We start from the raw sequence: 21,844 nt of genomic DNA, 5'->3' as shown, positions 1-21,844 counted from the left end.
CTTCGCGGACGTTACCGACGTGATCGTGTACTCCCACGAGGTCGGGTTGGCCAAGCCGGATCCGCGAGTGTATGCGTTGACCTGCGAGCGGCTGGGAGTCAATCCAGGAGACGTTGTTTTTCTCGATGACACACCCGCGGCCGTCGAGGGCGCCCGCGCGGCCGGTTGGCAGGCCGTCCTCTTCGGCGCCACCGCGCAGGCGATCGCGGATGTCGAGGCATGCCTGGCGAGCTGACTGTCCGGCCCAGGCCGTTTGCTCCAGGTAGTGCGTGGGTGCAGTTCGTCGCCTGGCACGCGACGGGCGTGTCGCGCCCGCTGACCCGAGACCTCTGCGCGGGCCGGCGACGCGGGCGGAGGCCGGGTGCCGCGTGGCTGTTGTGTCTGGGATGATCGGGGCATGGACAAGACGCTCGTTACCAGCGCGACGGGCGACGCTGTCGCCGTGCTGCGTCAGGCGGGCGCCCAGTTCGCCTATCTGCACGGTAGCCGCGCCGTCGGGGGTCAGCGGGCGGACTCGGACATCGATATCGCCGCCTTCTTCGGCGGTCCGCGGCCTCCAGGCTCCTTCGACATACTCCTGCCGCCCGGCGTCGACCTCCTCGTCCTTGACAGCGTGCCGCTTGAGCTCGCGGGCAGGATCGCGGCCGGCGGGCGGCTGCTCTTCGAGGACGACCGGGGCGCGCGGGTGCGCTGGGAGGCGATGACCAGAAAGATCTACTTCGACGAACTTCCGCGGAGCACTCGGGCGCACCGCGAGTTCGCCGCGGCTGTTCTGGACCGGAACGCGTGGCCGGTGGTCGACGAAGTCCGGGTGCTACGCCTCCTCCGCGCGATCACCGACGATCTGTCTGTGCTCCGCCACGAGTCGGGCGCCGGCGACGAGCGCCGTGCGGACCCGATCTGGCTGCGCGGGGTGAAGTCACCTTCGTGACGGCGATCGAGGCCTGTGTCGACGTCGCGCAGCACATCTGCGCGACGCAGGGCTGGGGACCGCCGGCGGACAACGGTGACGCGATCATCGTCTCCTCGACGACCATGGAGCGCTGGCCGCAACGCTCGCGCTGACGCTCGGCAAGGCCGTCGCTTCCGAAATGTCCTCGTCCGCGACTACATCGCGGTCAACGATGAGATCGTCGTTGCTCGCCTGAATGCCCTCGACGACCTTGACGAATTCGTCCGGCAGATAGCGGCGTACGTGTCTGCCGCGGGGGCGTAGCCGGAGGCCCGCGCGTAATCGCGCGCGACCTGGACGATGGCCACGCGGCCCGTGACGGCGAGCCTCGTACGACACGTGGCGTGACTGTATGACGCATGCGACTTTCTGTGTGCTCTGCGACCAGATCTACTACCCTTGCCTCGAGGCGACCATCGGTCGGCCATACGTGCTCTACGTCCATGGGAGCAGCGACACGACCGGCGCGGTCCGCGTCGAGACGATCACGACGGGTCTGAAATGGAAGCGTCTGCGCGACCCGCTCACCGTCCTCGGCGAGGTGGACGCGACCGCCCGTGACGCCTGCTGGGAGCTTGGGGCGACTGTCGCTGCCAGCCTGATGCCCGACTGACCTGGCCTCAGCATCTGATCGACAAGGGGCGCGCGGATGTCCCGCTCGCGGCCTGACAGACGATCGCTCAGGGCACGCCCCCGTCGTGCGCGACCGTTATAGGCCGAGCTCGTCGGTTGTCAGTCCGATCTCGTTCAGGATGCCCCGCAAGGTGCCCTTGGCCAGGTCGCGGGCGCCGTGCACCGGGACCGTCGTTCCACGCCCGTCGGGGTGACGCGTGATGTGGTGGCTGCCGTTGACCCGAGCCACCTTGAAGCCGTGGAGCTCAAGCGCTCGGACGACGCGGATGCCTCGAACGGATGGAACCGAAGGCATCAGGCCGCCACAGCCCTCCCCGTCAGTCTCGGGTGAGACACCCTCGCGGTCGCCCTCCTCGCCGTGGGAGGTGTGATTGCTTCGGCGCGGTGGCCCTTCCCGCCGATGGGGAAGGGTCCGTCCCGCCGGGTGGTCAGGAATGGCTGAAAGTCCGGCGGTAGTCGCTGGGCGACACCCCGCGGCGACCGACGAACTGTTCACGGAGGACGGCTGCATTACGGTAGCCGACCCGCGTCGCGATCTGTTCGATGGACAGGTTGGTTGTCTCCAGCAGTTCCTCGGCGAGTGACAGGCGCTGGGCCCGCATCCACGCGTGCGGGGATGTCCCAGTGGCGGACCTGAAGTGGCGGGCGAAGGAACGGCGGCTCATCAGCGCCCGCGCGGCCAGCATGTCGATGGTGACGTGGTGATCCAGATGTTCCCGTGCCCAGGCGATGACGGTGGCCAGCCGTTGGTCCTCGCTGTCCGAGGGCACCGGTGCACTCACGTACTGGGCCTGACCCCCGTCGCGGTGCGGCGGGATCACCAGGCCCCGTGCGATCGTGTTCGCCAGTCCAGCGCCGTACTCGCGGCGGATCAGGTGGAGGCACATGTCCATGCCGGCCGCTGCTCCCGCTCCGGTGATGATCGATCCCTCGTCGATGTAGAGGGCTTCCGGCCGAACGGTCACCTCGGGATGGCGGGTGGTGAGCTCGTCGGCGAACAGCCAGTGGGTCGTGACCGTGCGGCCGCCCAGCAGACCGGCCGCCGCCAGCGTGAAGGTGCCGACGCAGTGGGCGGCGATGGTCGTGCCCCGGTCGTGGGCGGCGCGCAGCACCGGTAGAACGGGGTGCGAGGGCTCGACGTGATAGTCGACGGCTGGCAGGACGATGATCAGATCGGCTGTTGCCAGCAGTCCGAGGTCGTGCTCCACCGTCAGCGGCAGGCCGAGGTCGGTCTGGACGGGGCCGGCTCGCCGTGCGCAGATGGCCAAGTCGAAGCCAGGCAGGCCGGGCCGGGGTCCGAAGATCGAGCTGACGATCCCGAGGGCAAGTGCGGTGGTTCCCGGCGGGGCGTAAGCGACGACGCGGTGGAAGGCCATGCGATCGATCGTGCCAGCGATGTTGGCACGAATCCTGCGGAAGGTGGCATGCGGGCCAGCGGATGGCCCGGCTCCAACGCGGGAGGCTTGCCCTGTGCGTGACGACGACGAGACGACGAACCGGTACCGGACGCTGGACGGGACTCCGACCGAGGGCATCCCAGCCGATCGGGCGAGCATGGTGATCCTGGTTGCGGGCGCCACCGGCAAGCAAGGCGGAGCCGCCGCCGCGCGGCTGCTCGCCGACGGTTGGCGGGTACGGGCGCTGACCCGTGACCCGACGAGGGGAGCCGCGCGCCGGCTCGCCGCGATGGGTGCGCAGGTCGTCATCGGTGACCTGGACGACCGTGAGTCGTTGGTCGCGGCCACCGAAGGTGCTCACGGAGTGTTCAGTGTCCAGCAGGGTGCTCTGGGCATGCCGCCGGTGCCCTTCGACGACGAGGTCAGGCGGGGCAGGAACCTGGCCGACGCGGCTGCGGCAGCCCGGGTGCGGCACCTGGTCTACGCTTCAATAGCCGGGGTGGAGCGCGGTGGCGGGGGCCGTGCCTTCGCGAGTAAGCGGGCGGTCGAGGAGCATATCAACCGCATCGGTATTCCGGCGACGGTCCTGCGCCCGGTCTCGTTCATGGAGAACTACGCCGACCCCGCATTCGGGGTGCAGACCGGAAATCTGGCCACGCCGTTCGCACCGGATGTTCCCGAACAGCTTGTGGCTGTCGACGATATTGGAATTTTCGTCGCGCTCGCCTTCGCCGACCCGGCAGCATATCTGGGACGGTCCGTGGCGATAGCGGGCGACACCCTTCGGCCGGCGCAGACAGCGGAGGCGTTGAGTCGCGTTACCGGACGTACTATCAACTATGTGCAGGTTCCGATCGAAGCTGTCCGCGGGCAGAGTGATGACGTCGCGGACGTCGCGAGCTTCCTGAACGGTAACGGCGGTTACGGCGCCGACATCTCCGCCGCTCGTCTCCTGCATCCGAAGTTGATGAATTTCGAGACCTGGCTGTCTGGCCAGGGCGGGAGGAAACTCGCCGAGCTTTTCAAGGGCAACGGGTGACCCGCCTGTCGGCCGCGGTGGGCTGGACGCGGCGGCGCGGGCAGCATGCTGGAACTGGGCGCTATGGCGGCGGCCAGGCTACTCGACCGGGAGTCGTACTGAGAGCTGGGTGCAACCGCCACGGCCCGCTGATCGACACGTAGCGTAGTTCCTTGACGTACGTGAGTTTCGGGATGTTCTGCGACCAGATCTACTACCCTTGCCTCGAGGCGACCATCGGTCGGCCATACGTGCTCTACGTCCATGGGAGCAGCGACACGACCGGCGCGGTCCGCGTCGAGACGATCACGACGGGTCTGAAATGGAAGCGTCTGCGCGACCCGCTCACCGTCCTCGGCGAGGCTGACGCCGCCGCCCGCGAGGCCTGCTGGGAGCTCGGCGCCGGCACGGCCGCCAGCCCTGATGCCGGGGTGAACCGGCTGGCACGGCGGTGGGCCGGGTCAGCCGGTGCCCGAGGCCCGTGGGTCGGGGACGCCGACGGGGTCGGGCCACATCAGCAGCGTGGCGGCGGCCCGGGCGAGCGGGGCCAGCAGCGTGGCGGCGCGGTCGACGGTGGCCGGGCCGAGCGCGTCCCAGGCCGAGCTCGCGAGGTGGTCCGTCGTCGCCTCCAGGTCATGGGCGGCAGCCAGCGCCACCTCGGTCGGCGCCCCGGCGGTGTCGAGCCAGCCGCGAGCCCGCAGCCGGTCGGCCGCCGCGTCCCACTCGTCGTCGGTCCAGCCGCGGATCCGCTGGTAGAAGGCGCGGTCGCTGCCGCCCCTGCTGACCCGCCAGACGAGGCTCTCCGGGCCGTCGAGACCGGCGGTGACCAAGGCGGCGACGTGCCCGTCGCCGCGGTGCTCCCGCAGGACGGTGGCGGCCTGCCAGATGGTGCCGACGGGGTCGTCGGGCCAGGGCAGCGCGGCGTTCGCGGCGCCGAGCACCCGGCCGGCGACCGGCACATGCTCGGCCGCCGACCGCAGCAGCGTGGCCAGCTCCGTGAACCCGTCCGCGCCGACCCCGGCGACCAGCGGACCGAGCGCGGCGCGGGCGCCGTCGAGCCGGACGGCCAAGGCCCTCTCCGGGGAGATCCGGGTCCAGACATCCGGCAGCACTCTGGCCACCATGACGGGCGCGAATCCGAAGAAGGCCCCCACGACCGGCCCGGCCCCGACCGGCCCCAGCGGCGCCGCCCGGCCGGCGAAGTACCCGCGCCAGTAGCCCCGCAGCCCGGCATCCTCCCACGCCGCCAGGCTGGCCGGCGCGAAATAGGTGACGGCGTGCACCGGCTCGAACAGTCGCCACATCTTCTGCGCGCGGGAGGTGCCCTGAGCCGTGTTCACCTCGGCCATGCCCTCACCCAACTTCGCCGACCGACCAGAGTCAAGCGCCGCGGGTGACCGGCCACGGTCAGCGGACGCTCGTCCGTCACCGGACGCGGAGCGTCAAGGTCTGGAACCGGCCGAAGTCGGGGCCGACGGCGGTGAACGGCGTCCGCCGTTCGCGGCGCCCCGCCGAAGACCCTGGAGATCCCGGCCCTGTCCTCCGGTGCTCTCGACCCCAGGCTCGGGTGGAAGCGCCTGCGCGATCCGTTCACGTTCCTCGGTGAAGCTGACGGGCCTGACGGCGGTCGTAGCGCGGGCCGCGGCCGGATGTTCGGGAGCGCGCCGTAAGTCGCGATCGCGGCCGGGCTGCGACCACACGACGCCGCTCACTGGTCCTTACGGCTGCTCCCGCCAGGGATTCACGAGTGGAATCCCCATGGGATCGAAGTCCGATTCGTTACGGGTGACGAGCACGAGGCTGCGCACCTGGGCGGTGGCGGCAATCAGGGCGTCGTGCGCTGGGCGCCGATCGGGCACGTGAAGCCGCGCGGCAGCGTTGGCGACGTCCTGATCCACGTCGAGTACTCGGCCGACGTATGCGGGCAGCACGCTGTGGTCCAGCCATGTGTCCAGCACCGCCGCCTGTTTCGGGTCGTGCCGTCGCTTGGACTCGATGCCGGCCCGCAGTTCAAGCAACGTGATCACCGACAGGTACGTGTCCGACGGGGACAGCGCCCCTGCCCACGCGTTGAACCGGTCATCCCTGCGGGCGGCGGGCTTGCGTAGCTCGGACATGACGTTCGTGTCGAGCAGGAGCCTCACAGATCGACCTCGCGCAGCGAGTCCCGCGGGCGTACGGGCTCAAAGTCGGTCTCCTCGTCCAGGACGAACGCCTGCCCCAGGTTCGTCCCCGTGCCTGTGAGCCGCTGGTAGTCATCGAACGTCAGAAGAACATGCGAGGGGCGTCCGTGATCCGTGATGATCACCGGGCCGCGTGCCGCTGCGCGCTTGACCGCGCTCACGTCACGATTGAACTCTCGGGACGAGATCACGCTCACGCCGACCACCCCCACGATGTAGGTACATACCTACATTACGCGCCGCAAGGCGAGGTGTCCGCCGGTCAGATGGTCATGACGACGACGCTCGCCGATGCCGACGGCGGGACCGATGTCCTGATCGTCCACGAGGGGATTCCGGACGGTGTCCCCGCCGCCGACAACGAGACGGGTACGCGGATGGCACTGGCCGGCCTCGCCCAGCTCGTCGAGTCCCACCACGCCGGCGGCTGACAGACGACCGGGTCTCACCTGCCGAACGGCCGCGCGCGTACGAGGAGGTGGGCGGGCCTGTTCGGCAAGTAGCCGCGCGAACCCATGTAGGTCAGCAGGGGAGGGAGGCGTGCCGTTCCAGGAAGGCGGCGACGTCACGCTCCGACTCGATCGGCAGCGGATACACGAGGAGACGGTCTACCCCGAGGTCGGCGTACCGGCGAGCCGCGTCGGCGGTGACCTCGATCGGATCGAGCTGCATGTAGATGATTTCCAGGCGGCCGAGCCGGGCCGGTCGCTCGATCTCGGTCGCCGCCGCGGCGAGTCCGGACAGGTGGGTGGCGAGCTCGGCGGCCGTGCCGTTACCGAACCATCCGTGCCCGCGAGCGATCGCGCGTCGGTAAGCGGCTGGGCTGTGGCCGCCGATCACGACTCGCGGGCCGCCCGGGCGGACGGGGCGCGGGTGCGCGTCGACGTCCCCGAACGAGACGTACTGCCCGCCTGTAGGCGGGCAGGGGATCGAGCCAGAGCGAGGTCATCGCGTCCAGGTACTCGTCCGTTCGGCGACCGCGTCCGGCCATCGGCACCCCGACGGCGGTCATCTCCGGCTCCAGGTAGCCGGCGCCGACGCCGAGCAGCACCCGCCCTCCGCTCAGCACGTCCAGGCTCGCCACCTGCTTGGCCAGGACCAGCGGATTGCGCTGGGGAAGGATGACGATCCCGGTACCCAGCTCGAGCCGCCGGGTGACCGCGGCCACGTAGGTCAGGTGTACCAGGGGGTCGAGGATCGGGTCCGTCGCCTCCATCGGCGATGCCGGCACTCGAGGGCTGGGCAGGACGACGTGCTCACCAGCCCACCAGGAGCGGTACCCCAGCTCCTCGGCCAGCCGTGCCAGGCGGCCGGTCGCCTCCGGGCCGACCGTCGCCTTCGCGTTCAGACCGCTGACACCGAGTTCCACGCTCACGCTCCTCGAAAATCTCTGTCGGGACGTGACCTCGCCGGCCGTTCAGCCAGGCGCGAACCGGCCGGCTGGTCCGGGTCGTGGACGAGTGCCTGCATGGTGCCTTCCCCGGGACCGGGCGCCGGGCGGTCAGTGCCCCGCCAGACCACCGTGCCCGGCTGCGCCGCGGCGGTCCAGGACCGATTGTTATAGCCAATGGTTATGGATGTGCATGTGCGGGACCTCCGTTACTTCGTGGCGGTCGCCGAGGAACAGAGCTTCACCCGGGCGGCGACCCAGCGGCTGTTCATCTCGCAGCCGGCGTTGAGCAAGCAGATCCGCCAGCTGGAGCAGTCGTTGCTGGCGCCCGACAGTTCTGGGACCACGTCTCACGGGCTCCGGGGCAGCCGCCATCCGTTGGATCGAGCACGATTTTGCCGGGTAAGCACCATGGCCCGAAGTGGGACGGCTACTCGCGCACGATCCACTACGAGATCAGCGGAGCGGGCCGGATCGACTACCAGTACTGTTCGGCGACCACCGAAGGCGCAGACGGTGATGCGCACGCCGTCGTCAAGATCCTCACGATTGACCTGACGAGTCACTGACCATCCTGGGCTGGCAGGTAGGGCGGACGGGGGTCGGCTCACTTCTTGTTCGCCACATCCGTTCTCCTGCCCCTGTCCGCCAACCGGTCTCGCGGTAGGTCATGGCCACGCGGCGACCAGCGCGGTAGCCACCTGCCGGCTGTCGCCCCTGGCAGTTGCGTTCCCGATGCTACGAGGCGTGTAGCATCGTCGTATGTTGTTTCGAGTTCCGGCGATCGACCAGGCCGACGAGCGGGTGCTGGCCGAGCTCGAGCGGTTCCGCGGCGAGCTGCGCCACCAGGTCGCCGAGCCGCGCCGTTGGCTGGGGCAGCTGCGGCGCAGCCTGATCGCGGGTGCGATCCGGGGTTCGAACACGATCGAGGGCTACACCGTCGACATGGCGGACGCCGAGGCGGTGGCAGCTGGCGAGGAGATGCCGACGGCACGCGACGCGCAGACCCGTGCCGCGGTCACCGGCTACGCGGACGCGTTGACCTACGTGCTCCAGACCGCCCGGTTCGAGGTCTTCGCGTTCCACCCGATGCTGCTGTCAGCACTGCACTTCATGATGCTTCGTGGTGGCCTTGGCAGCTCGCCCGGCCGGTACAGAGCAGGGCCGATCTGGGTGTCCGGCGCGCCGGACAACCCGCCGGTCTACACCGGGCCGGATGCCGAGCGCGTGCCGGAGCTCATGGACGAGCTGTGCCAGCGGCTCCAGAGCGGGGACCGGGATGCCCCGGTCTTCGTCCGGGCCGCGATGGCACATCTGAACCTGGTCAGCATCCACCCATGGCGTGACGGCAACGGGCGGATGGCTCGCTGTCTGCACACACTGGTGCTCGCCCGGCAGCTGATCCTTGCGCCGGAGTTCTCCAGCATCGAGGAGTGGCTCGGATCGTCCCCCCACAACACCGCGATGTACTACGCGGCGCTTGGAGATGCGCAGGGCGGGAGCTTCCAGCCGGAGCGCGACGCGCACGGTTGGCTGCGCTTCTGCCTGCGTGCCCACCACCTGCAGGCCCAACTGGTCCAGCGCCGCCTCGACATCGCTGCCGAAATCTGGAAAGTGCTGGCCGACCAGGTAGCGGCCGCCGGGCTCGGCGAGCGCGCCGTCGCCGCCCTCTACGCGACGACCCGGCCGGAGGGCGCGCGCCGCGCCACCTACATACGCGACGAAGGGCTGACCCGCGACCAGGCCATCCGCGACCTGCAGGGCCTCAAGGCCGCCGGCCTGATCGAAGAGGCTGGCCACGGCCGCACCCAGCGCTACCTCGCAGCCGGCCCCGCCGCACAAGCCGAACGCTCCGTCCACGCCGCGATCATCGCCCAGCCGCTTCGCGACCCCTACGGCGTCGACTGATGATCCCCCGCCGGAGCCGGTCAGCAGGGCTTCGACCTGGCTCCAGATCGGGTCGAGCGGGGATGATGTGGAGTTGAACGCTTCCACCTCCTCGGCGAGCCGGCCCGGCGCTGTCTGGTAGGTCCAGTACAGGTTCGTGTGGGCGTCGTACGAAGAGTGAACATCTCGAGAGCGAGCGCACGGGAGCGTCCGTTGCCGCGGTGCTCAGCCTGGATGGGCTGGCGGTAGACGCCCACGGCGCGGCTGGCCAGACGGCGCCGACTCTCATAAGTATGGTTATGATAACTGTGCTCACGAGAACCGAAGGAGAGTGGCTGGTTGGTTACGCTGGAGCGACCGGTGGACATGTTCGACCGGGAGTTCGAGTGGGACGCGCTGACGCGGTTCGCGACGGACGACGCGGGCGGCGCGACGCTGGGGGTTGTGTCCGGCCGGCGTCGGCAGGGCAAGACGTTCCTGCTCCGCGCGCTGTGCGAGGCCACCGGTGGGTTCTTCTTCGGGGCGGACGAGGCCACGGACGGCGAGTCGTTGCGCCGGATCGGTAGTGCGTTGGCTGATCGGGTGAGCGCGCCTGCGCCTCTGATGTTCGATGACTGGTACCCCGTGTTCGACGCCCTGCTCGAACTGGGCCGCGAGCGCACCGTGCCGGTGGTGATCGACGAGTTCCCGTACCTTGTTCGGGCGAACCCGCGGCTGCCGTCGATCATCCAGAATGTGCTGGCGCCGCGGCGCTCGCAGCGCGACGAGAGCCGCACGCGCCTGTTGCTCTGTGGGTCCGCGATGTCGTTCATGGGCGGCCTGCTCGCGGGCGGCGCACCGCTGCGTGGCCGGGCCGGTCTCGAACTCGTCGTTGCGACGCTCGACCACCAGCTCGCGGCCCGGTTCTGGGGCGTCGACGACCCCGTGACCGCGCTGAAGCTCCACGCGATCGTCGGCGGCACCCCGGCCTACCGCCGCGAGTTCGCCCGCGACGACACTCCAGCCGGCCCCGACGACTTCGACGCCTGGGTAACTCGTACCGTGCTCTCGCCGACGAGCGCACTCTTCCGCGAGGGCCGCTACCTGCTCGCCGACGAGCCGGACCTGCGTGATACCGCGCTCTACCACTCGGTTCTCGCCGCGATCGCCGAGGGCAACGCGTCACGTGGCGGGATCGCGTCCTACCTCGGACGGAAGTCGGGGGACCTCGCCCATTCGCTCACCGTCCTGGCTGACTGTGGACTGATCACTCGGGAGCCGGATGCGTTCCGCGACAACCGTACGCAGTTCCGCATCGCCGAGCCGCTGGTGACCTTCTACCACGCCGTGATGCGTCCCATGTGGTCCGATCTTGAGCACGCACGTGGTACCCGCCGGCTCGCCCAACTCTGGAAGATCGGCCAGCGCCGTTTCGTCGGCAACGTCCTCGGGCCGCACTTCGAGCAGGTGTGCCGATCCTGGACCGCGCACCACGCCGCGCCGGAACGATTCGGCGGAGGTCTCGTCAGCCGGGTTGCCACGGGCGTCGTCAACGACCCGTCCGCCCGCACCAGCCATCAACTCGACGTCGTCGCCTTCAGCTATGACGGCGACCAAGAACGCCTCCTGATGATCGGTGAGGCCAAATGGGGCGACACCATGGGCCTCGCCCACCTGGAGCGGCTCAGGAGAATCCGGGAACTGCTCAGTGCCCAGGACCGCCCGGGTGCGGCCACCACGCGACTCGCCTGTTTCAGCATGGCGGGTTTCAGTGAACAACTGGTCGCGGCCGCTGGCCAGTCACCGGACATCCTGCTCGTCGGCCCGGCAGACCTTTACGAGCCGATCTGACGGGCGCCTTCCCGCGCCGCGTTCACCTTCGCCCCTCCATCTGTCTGTCACCGGCGCGGTCCGTCGTCGCGACGGACTCATTATGATCATGGTCATGGAGGCGGGCGTGGAAGACACGATGATCGCTGTCCCGGCCGGGCGGGTGACGCTGTCGGACCGGCGAACGCGGCGGAGGTGGTCCGTCGAGCTCGCGCCATACCGTCTCGCCGCGTTCCCGGTCACCCAGGGGCAGTACGCACAGGTCACCGGCGAGCGGCCCGGCGCCGCCCAGGGGGACCGGCTGCCCGTCGAGGGCGTTTCCTGGTGGGACGCCGTCCGGTTCTGCAATGCGATGTCACAACACGAGGGGCTGGCCCCCGCGTACGACATCCGTGCTGGCAACGAGGATGTGGAATGGGATCCTTCGGCGGACGGGTACCGGCTGCCGACCGAGGCCGAGTGGGAACACGCCTGTCGTGCCGGCACGACAGGCCCACGGTACGGCCCGCTCGACGACATCGCCTGGTACCGCGCCAACTCGGACGAGCGAATCCACGAGGTGGGTGGCAAACAGCCCAACCCGTGGGGCCTGTACGACATGCTGGGCAATGTCTGGGACTGGTGCTGGGACACCTACGACATCGAGGTCTACGGCACGTACCGGGTGCTGCGTGGCGGAGGGTGGTTCGACCAGCACTGGAGCTGCCGGGCGTCCGTGCGCCGCCGCAGCCATCCGAACTTCCAGGTCGACGACACAGGATTCCGCATCGCACGGTCCGTTCCCCGCTGACGCACGCGTCGCGCTGTCGGGACTCTTGCCCGGTCACCGCCGCGATCCAGGCGGCACTGCCGTGATCAGGCCGGGTGTCTAACACCTGTTAGACTTGTAGCATGACTACCGTCAGTATGCGGGATCTCAGTCATGCCGTGGGTACCTGGGTCGATCGTGCCCACGCGGGAGAGTCGATCATCATCACTCGCAACGGGCGGCCGTGGGCAAGGCTGGTACCGGAACTGACCCAGACCGGTAGTGACTACCTTGATCAACTCGTTGCGGAGGGGCGCGTCACCGTCCCTACGGCGAGCCTGGCTGATCTCCCCGAGCCGGCTCCCACCGGTGCCTGGGACGGGCGCGACTCCACGGACGTGATCGCTGAACTGCGCGAGGAATCTCCGTGATCTATCTGGATTCCAGCGCGCTTGTGAAGCTGGTCCATCCAGAGCTGGAAACACGCGCGCTGCGATCCTGGCTGGCCACCCGGCCGGGCGTCTCGGTGTCATCCGCGCTCGCCGTGCTGGAAGTGACCCGCGCACTGCGCCGCAGCGATCCCGCCGCGCTTCCCCGGGTGCCTGACGTCCTGTCTCGCGTCATGCTTGTGCCCGTCGACCAGCCAGTCATCGTCGCCGCCGCGGCCCTGACAGATCCTTTGCTACGTTCGCTGGACGCTCTTCATCTCGCGACGGCGCTGCGGCTCGATACGCCTTCGCTGGTCTTCGTCAGCTACGACAAACGTCTTTCTGCCGCTGCCGTTCAGGAACGCCTGAACGTCGCGGTACCTGTCTGAGCCCGCGCCAGTGCTGCCACGGCGATCCGGGGCGTGTCGGCTTACCCAACGTCGCCAGCGCTGTGGCCCGGGCGCGTGCTGGATGAGTGGCGTGGCCGGAGTCACCCCGGGTGCGACCACATGACGGAAGTTGACGGAAAGGGTTGACCTTCACGTCCGCGTCAGGGTTTAGCGTCCGGCGGCATGACCGGATTCCAGTCGTCCTCCGTTGCGTCGGACCAGCCGCCGGCTCTCGCCGGGGACAGCGTCGGTTGGCAGGTGCACCTTGCCGCCCGTCCCGTTAGGACGCCCACTTCCGCTGACTTCGCCCTCGTGAAGACAACGGTTCCGCGGCCGTCGTCAGGGCAGGTGCTTGTGCGCAATCTGTTCCTGTCCCTGGACGCGGGAGCGCGGCTACGGATGAGTGACGTCGGTGTGCCGATTCCGCTGTACGCGGTGGGCGCGGTGATGGACGGGGACGCCGTCGGGGAGGTCGTTCTCAGCGCCAGTCCTGATCTCGCCGTCGGCGATCTGGTTCACCATGGCATGGGGTGGCGAGAGTACGCGGTCGCCGACGCGGCGCGGTTCCGCCGGGTCGACGGTCAGGTCTTTTCGACGCTGTCCGCGCATCTCGCGCCGTACCTGACGGCATGGGCCGGGCTGGTCGACGCTGCCGGGCTGACCGCCGGGGACACCGTCTTCGTCTCGGGAGCCGCCGGCGCGGTGGGCGGCCTTGCCGGCCAGATCGCCCGGCTGAAGGGTGCCGGCCGGGTCGTCGGCAGCGCAGGCTCACCGGCCAAGGTCGCCCACCTGGTCGAGAAGCTCGGTTTCGACGCCGCGTTCGACTACCACGACGGCCAGCTCGCCGACCGGCTCCGGCAGGCCGCTCCCGGCGGCGTCGACGTGTACTTCGACAACACCGGCGGCCCGCAGCTCGAGGCGGCGATCGAGGTGATGAACCCGCACGGCCGGATCGCGCTGTGCGGAGCGCTCGCGTCGCAGAACGGCGGTGCCGGCGCGGCCGGGCCGTCGAACCTGGTCCTCGCGATCGCCAAGCGGCTCAGGCTGCGGGGATTTCTCACGAGTGACCATCTGGGCCGGACGGACGAGGCCCGGGACGAGGTTGCCGAATGGCTCCGGCAGGGACGTCGCCACCTCGACGAGACCGTCGTCGACGGCCTGGAGAACGCTCCCCGGGCCTTCGTCGACATGCTGGGTGGCGCGTACACCGGCAAGGTCGTCGTCCGGCTGTCGCGGTAGACCCGCCCGGCTACGGTTATCCGGAGAGGCGTCGGGAGGCGTCGGGGAGGTGAGGGCCATGCGGATCGGTGAACTGGCCCGCGCGGCCGGTACGACCACACGCACGCTCCGGTACTACGAGGAGCAGGGACTGCTCAGTCCACGGCGTGCCCCCAGCGGCTACCGGCTCTACGACAGCGCGGACGTCACCCGGGTCGACAACATCCGCAAGTTGCTCGCGAGCGGGTTCACCGTGCGGGACACATGTTCCTTCCTGGGCTTTCTCGATTGCCCGCTGCCGGACCGTTTCCGTCCGGCGCCCATGTGTGAGGACGCGCTGGCGGTCGCCGGGCGCCGTCTCGCCTCACTTGACGAACGCATCGCCGCCCTGACCCAGCTCCGCAACCGCCTGGCGAGCCGCCTCCCCGAACTGACAGGCGAACCATCTCGAACAGCGGAGCGGTGACCAGCGTTGGCATTCCCCAGGTTACGGAGCCGTCCATGATCTCTGACACAAGATGTCAAAGATCGGTTCCTGTAGTACTGTCCGGTTGCGCTGAGCTGGGCGCCCGCGCGGATCGACCGCGGGGGTCGCATGGGCGTCGGCACGACGTCGGGATCTGACGACACCACGCACCGCGACCCCGCACGACGTCGCGCAACGGCGCCACAGCGACAGACGCCACGACGGCACGGCGAGAACCGAGAGGGAAAGTCGTGATCATTGGGACTCTGATCGGCGAGAGTCTGCGGACGGACGTGCCCTTCGAGCCGCCTCGGCTGGGCATCCGTCGGATCACCCGGGCCGATGTCTCCGCCTCGGCGGCGGGGGACCAGCCGACGACCTGGACGATCATTGATTTTGTCAGCCCGGACGGCGATACTGCCGTCGTCGCGGACGCGTTGGCAGCCTCGCTGCGGACAGAGGGCGGCTGGTACGCCGACTTCACCGACGCCGATAACCGTTTCGTCATCTACGCCGGCCGGATTTTCCGGTACCGGCGGGGAGATCAGGCCGGGCGCGCTGAGGCGGTCGCCTACGGCCGTTCGATGGGAGTACCGGAGCACCAGCTCGACTGGCGTGACTGAGGATCGCGCGACCAGCCTGCGATGGAGGCGGCCGTGAGAGCGCGATGAGGCGGCGTGGCCGTGGCTGCCACGCGGGACAGTGAATGGTAGATTTCTGGTATGCGGACTGCCATCGACGCTGCTGGGCGGGTCGTCATCCCCAAGGCACTGCGCGATGCGCTCGGGCTCACGGCGGGCCAGCCGCTGGAGATCGCGGAACGGGACGGGCGGCTTGAGATCGTGCCGGCACCGACACCGATGAAGCTGATGGACGAGGATGACGGCGTGGTCGCTGTGGCCGAGGCGGACTGCCCGTGCTCACAGCCGACCTGGTACGCGCCACACTGGAGCGAACCCGACGGTGAAGGCTGTCGACACCAGCGTGGTCGTGGCCTGCTTCGCCAGTTGGCACGAACACCATGCCATCGCCCGTAAGGCCATGGCATGCCGACCGCGGCTGGTCGCCCATGCCGCGGTCGAGTCCTACTCCGTGCTGACCTGCCTGCCTCCCCCGCACCGCGCACAGCCGTCGATCGTGCACGCCTTTATCACCGAACGGTTCACCGAGCCGTTCCTCACCCTGTCGGAGACCGGCTATCAGGAACTCCTGGCCACGGTGACGGCCAGCCAGATCCTGGGCGGCCCAGCCTACGATGCCTTGATCGCTTTTACCGCGGCCGAACACCGGGCAACGCTGATGAGCCTCGACCAGCGAGCCGCCGCGACTTATGAAGCCGTCGGAGTCACGGTGGAGCAGCTTGCTCCCTGACGGGCCGAGCCGGATCAGACCATCAGTTCCTGTGTGGCGACGGCTGAACCGCCCCGGCTGCGTTGGAGCGTCGGGCCGGTCCGCGGCGTGCTCTGTCCTCAACGCTATCGGGCAGGCCGGCGCTATCGGGCAGGCTCTGTGGGCCCGCCGGAACGAAGGCGTCGCGGCTCGTCGTCAATCAGCCCGTCGTCGGTCCCGCGATCTGTCTGGGGTCTCCATTCGCCGTCCTCTGATCGAGGAGTTCGTCCCGGCGCTGGTTGACTGATGTCTGGGAGGTGGTCGGTGAGATGAGCGCGACGCTTGTCGCCAAGGGTGTCGCGGCTGCTCGCGGTGGCCGGAACCTGTTCGACGATCTTGACCTGGTCATCGGGCCGGCGGAGCGGGTCGGGCTGGTCGGGCCGAACGGGGCCGGCAAGTCCAGTCTGCTGCGGATCCTCGCCGGCACCGACGCGCCGGCGGCCGGCAGCGTCCGGCTGGCGCCGTCGAACGCGTCCGTCGGCTACCTCGCGCAGGAGCCGCAACGGCGCCCGGGCGAGATCGTGCTGGACTTCCTCGCCCGGCGGACCGGCGTCGCCGCGGCGACCAGCCGGATGGACGCGGCGACCCGGGCGCTGACCGACGACGAGCCGGGCGCGGCCGACGCCTACGCCGACGCGCTGGAACGCTGGCTGGCGCTCGGCGGCGCCGACTTCGCCGAGCGGGCCGACGCGTCCGCCGCCGACCTGGGGCTCGCGATCGACCTGACAGCGCCGATGACCGGGCTCTCCGGCGGCCAGGCCGCCCGGGCCGGGCTCGCCGCCCTGCTGCTCAGCCGGTTCGACGTCTTCCTGCTCGACGAGTCGACCAACGACCTCGACCTCGACGGGCTGGAGCGGCTGGAGTCGTTCGTGGCCGGGCTGCCGGCCGGGACGGTCGTCGTCAGCCACGACCGCGAGTTCCTCAGCCGGACCGTCACGTCCATCCTGGAGATCGACGCGCACCAGCACCAGATCGCCTTCTACCGGGGTGGCTACGACTCCTACCTGGCGGAACGGGCCCGGGCCCGCGGCCACGCCCGTGAGGACTACGAACAGTACGCGGCCAGGCGCGACGCGCTGGCCGCCCGCGCCCGCATGCAGCGGGCCTGGATGGACAAGGGCGTCCGCAACGCGCGCCGCAAGGCCAGCGACAACGACAAGATCCGACGGAACCTGCGCGGCGAGACGTCGGAGAAACAGGCCGCGAAGGCCCGCCAGACCGAGCGGATGATCGAACGTCTGGAGGTGGTCGCCGAGCCCCGCAAGGAGTGGGAGCTGCGGATGACCATCGGCGCGGCGCCACGTTCGGGCGCGGTCGTCGCGACGCTGCGTGATGCGGTCGTCCAGCGCGGCCCCTTCACCCTCGGGCCGGTGAACCTTCACGTCGACTGGACCGACCGGATCGTGCTCACCGGCCCGAACGGGGCGGGCAAGACGACGCTGCTGGCCGCGATGCTCGGCCGGGTCCCGCTGACGGCCGGTGCCGCGACGCTGGGCTCGGGTGTGATCGTCGGGGAGGTCGACCAGGCCCGTGGCCTGTTCGCCGGGGCGGACTCCCCACTCGACGTCCTCGGCCGTTTCCTGCCCGAGATGTCCACCGCCGACGCCCGTACGCTGCTGGCCAAGTTCGCTCTGGGCGCCGACCATGTCGGCCGGGGCGCGGCCACACTGTCGCCGGGGGAGCGGACCCGGGCCGCGCTCGCGCTCCTGCAGGCACGCGGGGTGAACCTGCTGATCCTCGACGAGCCGACCAACCATCTCGACCTGCCCGCGATCGAGCAGCTCGAGGCGGCGCTGCGCGGCTACCCGGGCACCCTCGTGCTCGTCACCCACGACCGGCGGATGCTCGAGACCGTCGACATCACCCGTCACCTGCACGTAGAGGCCGGAAAGCTCACCGAACCCGACCACTGAGCTGTTCTTGGTATCGGACTGGTATCGTTGCTGGCATGGCCCTGACGGTACGTACCGACGAGGAACTGGAGCACGCCCTGACGGTCCTGGCGGCCAGCGAGGGCATCTCCCGGCAGGAGATCATCCGGCGTGCCGTCCTGGAGCGTTACGAGCGGGCCGGCCATGCCGCCCGGGTGCGGGACGGCGCTGATCGGATGCTCGAGCGGTGGGGGGACGTGCTTGCCCGCCTGGGCAGCGTGTGAGTCCTGTCGAGTACCTGGACCTGGAGGATCTGCTCACCCTGGTACGTGCCCTGGGCGCCGCCCCGGTGCGGGAGGTCGGCCTGCTCGACGCGGCGGCAGCCCGGGCACGATCGAGCGCGTTCGGTCAGGACGCCTACCCGACCCTCGCGTCGAAGGCCGCCGCGCTCCTGCACTCGATCGCCCGTGGTCACCCTCTGGTCGACGGCAACAAGCGGCTGGCCTGGCTGGCGGCGGTGGTGTTTCTCGACCTCAACAGGCATGCGACCGGCCTTTCCGACGACGAGGCGTTCGACCTCGTCATGGACGTCGCCCAGGGCGTCGCGGACGTCGAGGAGATCGCCCACCGGTTACGCGTCGTGCCGTTGGGTGGCGGTTGAGCACGATGGTCAGCCGGACCATGCCGGGAGGCTGACGACGCCAGGGACCGCCACAACCTTCTTCTGACCGAGTGCTTGTAGATCGGTGCTTGTAGAACTACCGGGTGCTTGTAGAACTGTAGTTATCAAAACCGTACATACGACAGGCCCGGATCCTGGCAGGTTCGGATTCCGCGGTTTCCGACAGCCGGCCCGGCTCGGGACGCCAGGCGGGGGTCACCTTCCGGCCCTGGCAGGCGACAATGGCGGTCGTGCCCGCTGACGCTTCCGATACGGCTCCTGTGTCTGCTCCCGCCGGCTCCTCCGGTTTTCCTTCAGGTTCTGCCGCGTCTCCCGCCACCGAATCCTCCGCCACCGAACCCTCCGCTGCCGCGCGTCCCGCGGTCGGCACCGCCGATGCCCGCCGGGGGCTGGCGGTGGTCACCGGGGCCAGCAGCGGGATCGGTGCCGCCAGTGCGCGGGCGCTGGTAGACGCGGGTTTCGACGTTCTGCTCGGTGCGCGCCGCGCCGACCGGCTGGCGGCGGTCGCCGCCGACATCGGGCCGGCGGCCCGCAGCCGTCCCCTGGACGTCACCGACGCCGCGTCCGTCCAGGCGTTCGCGGCCGGTGTCACCTCCTGCGAGGTCGTGGTGTGCAACGCCGGCGGCGCGCTCGGGCTGGCTCCGGTGGTGGCGGCGACCGCAGCCGCAGCCGAGGCCGAGGAGGAGCGATGGCGGTGGATGTGGGAGGCCAACGTCGCCGGGGTCGCCCGCACCGTGCGGGCCTTCCTCCCCGCGCTGGTCGCTTCCGGTGACGGCCGCATCGTCGTGATCACCAGCGTCGCCGGCCATCAGGTCTACCCGGGCGGGGGCGGGTACACCGCGGCCAAGCACGCCGCGGCGGCGGTCGTCCAGACGCTGCGGCTGGAACTGCTCGGCCAGCCGGTGCGGATCATCGAGGTCGCCCCGGGCATGGTGGACACCGAGTTCTCCCTCGTCCGCTTCGACGGGGACGCCGAGCGGGCCGCCGCGGTCTACACCGGCACCGTCCCCCTCACCGCCGCCGACGTCGCCGAGGCCGTCACCTGGGCGGTCACCCGCCCGCCGCACGTGGCCGTCGCCCGGATAGACCTCTTCCCCCGTGACCAGGCGTCCGCCCGCGACGTCCACCGCCGGCCCTGACGCCGCCCTCCGAGGCTCTGGGAAGCCCGGCCGGGCAACGCGGATCCGTCCCAAAACCGATCGGAGATCCGTGACCACACGCCGTCGAATCACGGGAACGAGTATGTAAACGGTCGCTGGGGCAACCGCTTGCGTACTCGTTCCGTACCTGCTCCGGGTCAGCGGCGGCTGCCGTTGGCGGCGGGGTCGCTTGGGGGGATCGTCGTGGGGTCCACGTTCAGCTTCGTCCCGTCCCAGCGGAACGTCACGTCGGCCGTTCCAGCGGACGGGCAACATATCTTGTCCGCGGGTTTGTACAGGTTGTAACGCAGCACGACGGTGGTGTCCCGGGCCGTGGCGACGCGGATACCGGCGCTCGGGTCGGTGAAGTCCGTACCGATCATATCGGTGCCGACGAAGAAGAAGCCGAACTGCTGGGGGACGGTCGGGGAGTCCGCCTTCTTGCCGATCAGGACGTTGAGGCTCCGCCCCCGCACGAAGCCAGTGCGGTCGGTCACGGTGAAACCGCGCTCGTTGAGCATGTTCGAGGCCTCGGCAAGGGTGAGCTGCCCGGCTGTCGAGCCCGCCGTCGGCGTGCTGGTGCGCGAGACCCGAGGGGTGGGGGTGGCGCTGCGTGTGCTGCCTGTGCCCGCGGTGGGGCTGCGGCGGGCGGTCGACGTCCGGGCCGAGCTGGTGACCTGCGGATACGACGGTGACACCACGCTGTTCTGCGCGCTGAGCTTGGGGTCCCGCTCGCGCAGGGTCAGCGCGGTGGCCACTCCACCGAGGGCGGCCAGGGCCAGCAGCGCCACCACCACGGTGGCGAGCCGGCTGCGCCGGCGGGACCGCGCGGGGCCGGGCGGTACCGGCCCGTACGCCGAGCCGGTGCCCGGGCCGGGACCGTAGCCCGGGCCGTTGTGGGGTGCGCCGGGCGGTGCGTGGTGATGGCTGGCCGGTGTCTGGTCCCACCGCTGCTGGTGGGCCGGTGTGTACCCGAACTCCGGTGATGCCGTCTGTTGATAGGGCTGCTGAGGATAGGACTGCTGGTAGAACGGCTGCTGGTAGGGGTCTGCCGGCGCCCCGGAGGCGACCGGCGGCCCGGCGGACGCCGAGGTGGGCGGGGACGTCAGTGACCACCAGCGGGCCAGGGCGGTCTCGGTCGCCCGGACGGATTCGCCCGCGTCGGCGACGTCGTGTCCGACGAGCCGGGCGACGAGGTGCGCGGCGGTCGGGCGCCGCGCCGGGTCCTTGTCGAGCGCCGTGGCCAGCACCGGGGCGAGGTGGGCGGGGACACCGGTCAGGTCGGGCTCGGCGGTCATGATCTGTACGGCGACCGCCTCGGGTCGTTCGCCGGCGAACGGCTGGCGGCCGGTGGCGGCGAAGGCCATGCAGGCGCCCCAGGCGAAGATGTCGGCGCCGGGGCCGGCGCGTTCGCCCCGCAGCTGCTCGGGGGCCATCCAGACGATGGTGCCGATCAGGGTGCCGGTGCGGGTGTGGTTGGTCGAGTCGGCCGCCCGCGCGATCCCGAAGTCGATGACCTTCGGGCCCTCCCAGGTGACCAGGATGTTGGACGGCTTGAGGTCGCGGTGGATCACACCGGCGGCGTGGATGGCGACCAGGGCGTCGGCGAGCCCGACCGCCAGCCCGTCGAGCAGGTGCCCGGTGAAGGGCCCGCGCCCGGCCACCGCGTCGGTCAGGCTGCGGCCCTCGACGTATTCGGCGGCCATCCACGGGCGCGGGCCGTCGAGGTCGGCGTCGAGGACGGCGGCCACGCTGCCGCCGCGTACCCGCCGGGCGGCGGCCACCTCGGTGCGGAAGCGGCTGCGGAACTCCGGGTCGTCGGCGAGGCCGGGTGAGGGCACCTTGACCGCCGCCGGCTGGCCGTCCGCGCCGAACCCCAGGTAGACGGTGCCCATGCCACCGGCGCCGATCCGGCCCTGTAGCCGATATGGCCCGATCTGTCGCGGATCGTCGCTGGACAGTGGCTGGAGCACGCTTCTCCCTTCGGACGCCGTCCGCCCGCGGGATCGGCGGCTGGCGCACCTGATTCTCCCTGATGCCCGTGACCCGCTGCCGGCGTCGTGCGTCCTATATCGATCATTCGACGTTATCGACGTAGGACAAAAAATTTTCCCTAGATCTCATGAATTTGATCAAGTATATGAATGATTCAAGGGTGTCAACGGAAAGATTTATTCGCCCTTTGGGAGCCCCGCGCGGAAAGGGGAAACAGGATGTCGACCACCTCCACCTCAACCTCCACCCC

The 21,844-nt window shown here is 69.9% G+C and carries 28 protein-coding genes and 4 pseudogenes; 23 read left to right on the top strand and 9 right to left on the bottom strand.

Annotated features, from left to right (window positions below):
• The 5 genes from CM1CMNOD_RS13605 to CM1CMNOD_RS13590 form a co-directional block, all read left to right on the top strand.
• On the top strand, positions 1 to 235 hold a 235-nt coding region (locus CM1CMNOD_RS13605; protein WP_165490473.1), incomplete at its 5' end, for an HAD-IA family hydrolase.
• Positions 236 to 397: 162 nt separating this feature from the next.
• Positions 398 to 931 (top strand): nucleotidyltransferase domain-containing protein, encoded by a 534-nt coding sequence (locus CM1CMNOD_RS13600; RefSeq protein WP_237702771.1) that lies wholly within the window; start codon positions 398 to 400, stop codon positions 929 to 931.
• Positions 928 to 1,065: a hypothetical protein gene (locus CM1CMNOD_RS23195; protein ID WP_237702770.1), complete on the top strand. Its 138-nt coding sequence runs from the start codon at positions 928 to 930 to the stop codon at positions 1,063 to 1,065. Before CM1CMNOD_RS13600 ends, CM1CMNOD_RS23195 begins: the two co-directional genes overlap by 4 nt.
• Positions 1,007 to 1,216 carry a HepT-like ribonuclease domain-containing protein gene (locus tag CM1CMNOD_RS24470; RefSeq protein WP_431307090.1) on the top strand — a complete coding sequence of 70 codons (210 nt, stop codon included), beginning with the start codon at positions 1,007 to 1,009 and terminating at the stop codon, positions 1,214 to 1,216. The genes CM1CMNOD_RS23195 and CM1CMNOD_RS24470 overlap by 59 nt, the downstream gene beginning before the upstream one ends.
• An 88-nt stretch (positions 1,217 to 1,304) precedes the next feature.
• Positions 1,305 to 1,565: a hypothetical protein gene (locus CM1CMNOD_RS13590; protein ID WP_013874177.1), complete on the top strand. Its 261-nt coding sequence runs from the start codon at positions 1,305 to 1,307 to the stop codon at positions 1,563 to 1,565.
• A 96-nt stretch (positions 1,566 to 1,661) separates the two neighbouring features.
• Here CM1CMNOD_RS13590 and CM1CMNOD_RS13585 read toward each other — a convergent pair whose 3' ends face one another.
• Both CM1CMNOD_RS13585 and CM1CMNOD_RS13580 read right to left on the bottom strand, forming a co-directional pair.
• Positions 1,662 to 1,880, bottom strand: a complete 219-nt coding sequence (locus tag CM1CMNOD_RS13585) for a type II toxin-antitoxin system HicA family toxin (protein WP_013874176.1) — start codon at positions 1,878 to 1,880, stop codon at positions 1,662 to 1,664.
• A 133-nt stretch (positions 1,881 to 2,013) separates the two neighbouring features.
• Positions 2,014 to 2,961, bottom strand: a complete 948-nt coding sequence (locus CM1CMNOD_RS13580; protein ID WP_013874175.1) for a GlxA family transcriptional regulator — start codon at positions 2,959 to 2,961, stop codon at positions 2,014 to 2,016.
• 94 nt (positions 2,962 to 3,055) lie between these two features.
• Here CM1CMNOD_RS13580 and CM1CMNOD_RS13575 point away from each other — a divergent pair, with 94 nt between their 5' ends.
• Positions 3,056 to 4,021: an NmrA/HSCARG family protein gene (locus CM1CMNOD_RS13575; protein WP_013874174.1), complete on the top strand. Its 966-nt coding sequence runs from the start codon at positions 3,056 to 3,058 to the stop codon at positions 4,019 to 4,021.
• 440 nt (positions 4,022 to 4,461) lie between these two features.
• Here the strand turns inward: CM1CMNOD_RS13575 and CM1CMNOD_RS13565 are convergent, their stop codons facing one another.
• From CM1CMNOD_RS13565 to CM1CMNOD_RS13555, 3 genes are all read right to left on the bottom strand, one after another.
• Entirely contained in the window at positions 4,462 to 5,349 is an 888-nt protein-coding gene (locus CM1CMNOD_RS13565; protein ID WP_013874173.1) for an SCO6745 family protein, read from the bottom strand.
• A gap of 369 nt (positions 5,350 to 5,718) precedes the next feature.
• The gene (locus CM1CMNOD_RS13560; protein WP_013874172.1) at positions 5,719 to 6,144 is read right to left on the bottom strand and encodes a type II toxin-antitoxin system VapC family toxin; all 426 of its coding nucleotides are present in this window, start codon (positions 6,142 to 6,144) and stop codon (positions 5,719 to 5,721) included.
• Positions 6,141 to 6,380, bottom strand: a complete 240-nt coding sequence (locus CM1CMNOD_RS13555) for a type II toxin-antitoxin system Phd/YefM family antitoxin (protein ID WP_013874171.1) — start codon at positions 6,378 to 6,380, stop codon at positions 6,141 to 6,143. Before CM1CMNOD_RS13555 ends, CM1CMNOD_RS13560 begins: the two co-directional genes overlap by 4 nt.
• 63 nt (positions 6,381 to 6,443) lie before the next feature.
• Here CM1CMNOD_RS13555 and CM1CMNOD_RS24095 point away from each other — a divergent pair.
• Positions 6,444 to 6,614 (top strand): annotated as a pseudogene (locus CM1CMNOD_RS24095) (SRPBCC domain-containing protein); the annotation flags it as partial.
• Between the two features lie 91 nt (positions 6,615 to 6,705).
• On the opposite strand, the gene CM1CMNOD_RS23180 reads toward CM1CMNOD_RS24095, so the two are convergent.
• From CM1CMNOD_RS23180 to CM1CMNOD_RS13545, 3 genes and pseudogenes are all read right to left on the bottom strand, one after another.
• Positions 6,706 to 6,855: a hypothetical protein gene (locus tag CM1CMNOD_RS23180; RefSeq protein ID WP_237703190.1), complete on the bottom strand. Its 150-nt coding sequence runs from the start codon at positions 6,853 to 6,855 to the stop codon at positions 6,706 to 6,708.
• A gap of 72 nt (positions 6,856 to 6,927) precedes the next feature.
• Positions 6,928 to 7,113 (bottom strand): annotated as a pseudogene (locus CM1CMNOD_RS24090) (LLM class F420-dependent oxidoreductase); the annotation flags it as partial.
• Positions 7,106 to 7,552: pseudogene (locus CM1CMNOD_RS13545) on the bottom strand (LLM class flavin-dependent oxidoreductase); the annotation flags it as partial. The pseudogenes CM1CMNOD_RS13545 and CM1CMNOD_RS24090, both read right to left, overlap by 8 nt.
• Before the next feature lie 204 nt (positions 7,553 to 7,756).
• On the opposite strand from CM1CMNOD_RS13545, the pseudogene CM1CMNOD_RS13540 reads away from it, so the two are divergent.
• The 16 genes and pseudogenes from CM1CMNOD_RS13540 to CM1CMNOD_RS13470 form a co-directional block, all read left to right on the top strand.
• Positions 7,757 to 7,894 (top strand): annotated as a pseudogene (locus CM1CMNOD_RS13540) (LysR family transcriptional regulator); the annotation flags it as partial.
• Between the two features lie 74 nt (positions 7,895 to 7,968).
• A complete protein-coding gene (locus CM1CMNOD_RS21815) occupies positions 7,969 to 8,142 on the top strand; it encodes a hypothetical protein (protein WP_013874169.1) in 174 nt (57 codons plus the stop codon).
• Between the two features lie 193 nt (positions 8,143 to 8,335).
• Complete coding sequence (locus CM1CMNOD_RS13535) at positions 8,336 to 9,481, top strand: Fic family protein (protein ID WP_013874168.1); 1,146 nt, start codon at positions 8,336 to 8,338, stop codon at positions 9,479 to 9,481.
• 327 nt (positions 9,482 to 9,808) lie between these two features.
• On the top strand, positions 9,809 to 11,290 hold the full coding sequence (locus CM1CMNOD_RS13530) for an ATP-binding protein (protein WP_043606589.1): 1,482 nt from the start codon (positions 9,809 to 9,811) through the stop codon (positions 11,288 to 11,290).
• A gap of 94 nt (positions 11,291 to 11,384) precedes the next feature.
• Positions 11,385 to 12,059, top strand: coding sequence for an SUMF1/EgtB/PvdO family nonheme iron enzyme (locus CM1CMNOD_RS13525; RefSeq protein ID WP_043606586.1), 675 nt, complete (start codon positions 11,385 to 11,387; stop codon positions 12,057 to 12,059).
• Positions 12,060 to 12,160: 101 nt separating this feature from the next.
• Positions 12,161 to 12,448 (top strand): type II toxin-antitoxin system Phd/YefM family antitoxin, encoded by a 288-nt coding sequence (locus CM1CMNOD_RS13520; protein ID WP_013874165.1) that lies wholly within the window; start codon positions 12,161 to 12,163, stop codon positions 12,446 to 12,448.
• Entirely contained in the window at positions 12,445 to 12,834 is a 390-nt protein-coding gene (locus CM1CMNOD_RS13515) for a type II toxin-antitoxin system VapC family toxin (RefSeq protein ID WP_013874164.1), read from the top strand. Before CM1CMNOD_RS13520 ends, CM1CMNOD_RS13515 begins: the two co-directional genes overlap by 4 nt.
• Before the next feature lie 183 nt (positions 12,835 to 13,017).
• Positions 13,018 to 14,073: an NADP-dependent oxidoreductase gene (locus CM1CMNOD_RS13510; protein WP_013874163.1), complete on the top strand. Its 1,056-nt coding sequence runs from the start codon at positions 13,018 to 13,020 to the stop codon at positions 14,071 to 14,073.
• A gap of 58 nt (positions 14,074 to 14,131) precedes the next feature.
• On the top strand, positions 14,132 to 14,518 hold the full coding sequence (locus tag CM1CMNOD_RS13505; protein ID WP_013874162.1) for a MerR family transcriptional regulator: 387 nt from the start codon (positions 14,132 to 14,134) through the stop codon (positions 14,516 to 14,518).
• A gap of 251 nt (positions 14,519 to 14,769) precedes the next feature.
• Positions 14,770 to 15,141: a hypothetical protein gene (locus CM1CMNOD_RS13500; protein WP_013874161.1), complete on the top strand. Its 372-nt coding sequence runs from the start codon at positions 14,770 to 14,772 to the stop codon at positions 15,139 to 15,141.
• 99 nt (positions 15,142 to 15,240) lie between these two features.
• The gene (locus tag CM1CMNOD_RS24085) at positions 15,241 to 15,555 is read left to right on the top strand and encodes an AbrB/MazE/SpoVT family DNA-binding domain-containing protein (RefSeq protein WP_202797628.1); all 315 of its coding nucleotides are present in this window, start codon (positions 15,241 to 15,243) and stop codon (positions 15,553 to 15,555) included.
• A complete protein-coding gene (locus tag CM1CMNOD_RS13490) occupies positions 15,482 to 15,889 on the top strand; it encodes a type II toxin-antitoxin system VapC family toxin (RefSeq protein WP_013874160.1) in 408 nt (135 codons plus the stop codon). The genes CM1CMNOD_RS24085 and CM1CMNOD_RS13490 overlap by 74 nt, the downstream gene beginning before the upstream one ends.
• Positions 15,890 to 16,176: 287 nt before the next feature.
• The gene (locus tag CM1CMNOD_RS13485; protein WP_013874159.1) at positions 16,177 to 17,820 is read left to right on the top strand and encodes an ABC-F family ATP-binding cassette domain-containing protein; all 1,644 of its coding nucleotides are present in this window, start codon (positions 16,177 to 16,179) and stop codon (positions 17,818 to 17,820) included.
• A 35-nt stretch (positions 17,821 to 17,855) separates the two neighbouring features.
• Entirely contained in the window at positions 17,856 to 18,062 is a 207-nt protein-coding gene (locus CM1CMNOD_RS13480; RefSeq protein WP_013874158.1) for a CopG family transcriptional regulator, read from the top strand.
• Positions 18,059 to 18,439, top strand: a complete 381-nt coding sequence (locus CM1CMNOD_RS13475; protein WP_013874157.1) for a type II toxin-antitoxin system death-on-curing family toxin — start codon at positions 18,059 to 18,061, stop codon at positions 18,437 to 18,439. The genes CM1CMNOD_RS13480 and CM1CMNOD_RS13475 overlap by 4 nt, the downstream gene beginning before the upstream one ends.
• Before the next feature lie 281 nt (positions 18,440 to 18,720).
• Entirely contained in the window at positions 18,721 to 19,599 is an 879-nt protein-coding gene (locus CM1CMNOD_RS13470; RefSeq protein WP_237702767.1) for an SDR family NAD(P)-dependent oxidoreductase, read from the top strand.
• 158 nt (positions 19,600 to 19,757) lie between these two features.
• Here the strand turns inward: CM1CMNOD_RS13470 and CM1CMNOD_RS13465 are convergent, their stop codons facing one another.
• The gene (locus CM1CMNOD_RS13465) at positions 19,758 to 21,572 is read right to left on the bottom strand and encodes a protein kinase domain-containing protein (RefSeq protein ID WP_013874155.1); all 1,815 of its coding nucleotides are present in this window, start codon (positions 21,570 to 21,572) and stop codon (positions 19,758 to 19,760) included.
• Positions 21,573 to 21,844: the final 272 nt, after the last annotated feature.

Source organism: Protofrankia symbiont of Coriaria myrtifolia (assembly GCF_900634755.1).
GTDB lineage: Bacteria > Actinomycetota > Actinomycetes > Frankiales > Frankiaceae > Protofrankia > Protofrankia coriariae.
The sequence above is the reverse complement of the archived record's forward strand: the minus strand, read 5'-3'. Positions and strand labels throughout refer to the sequence as shown.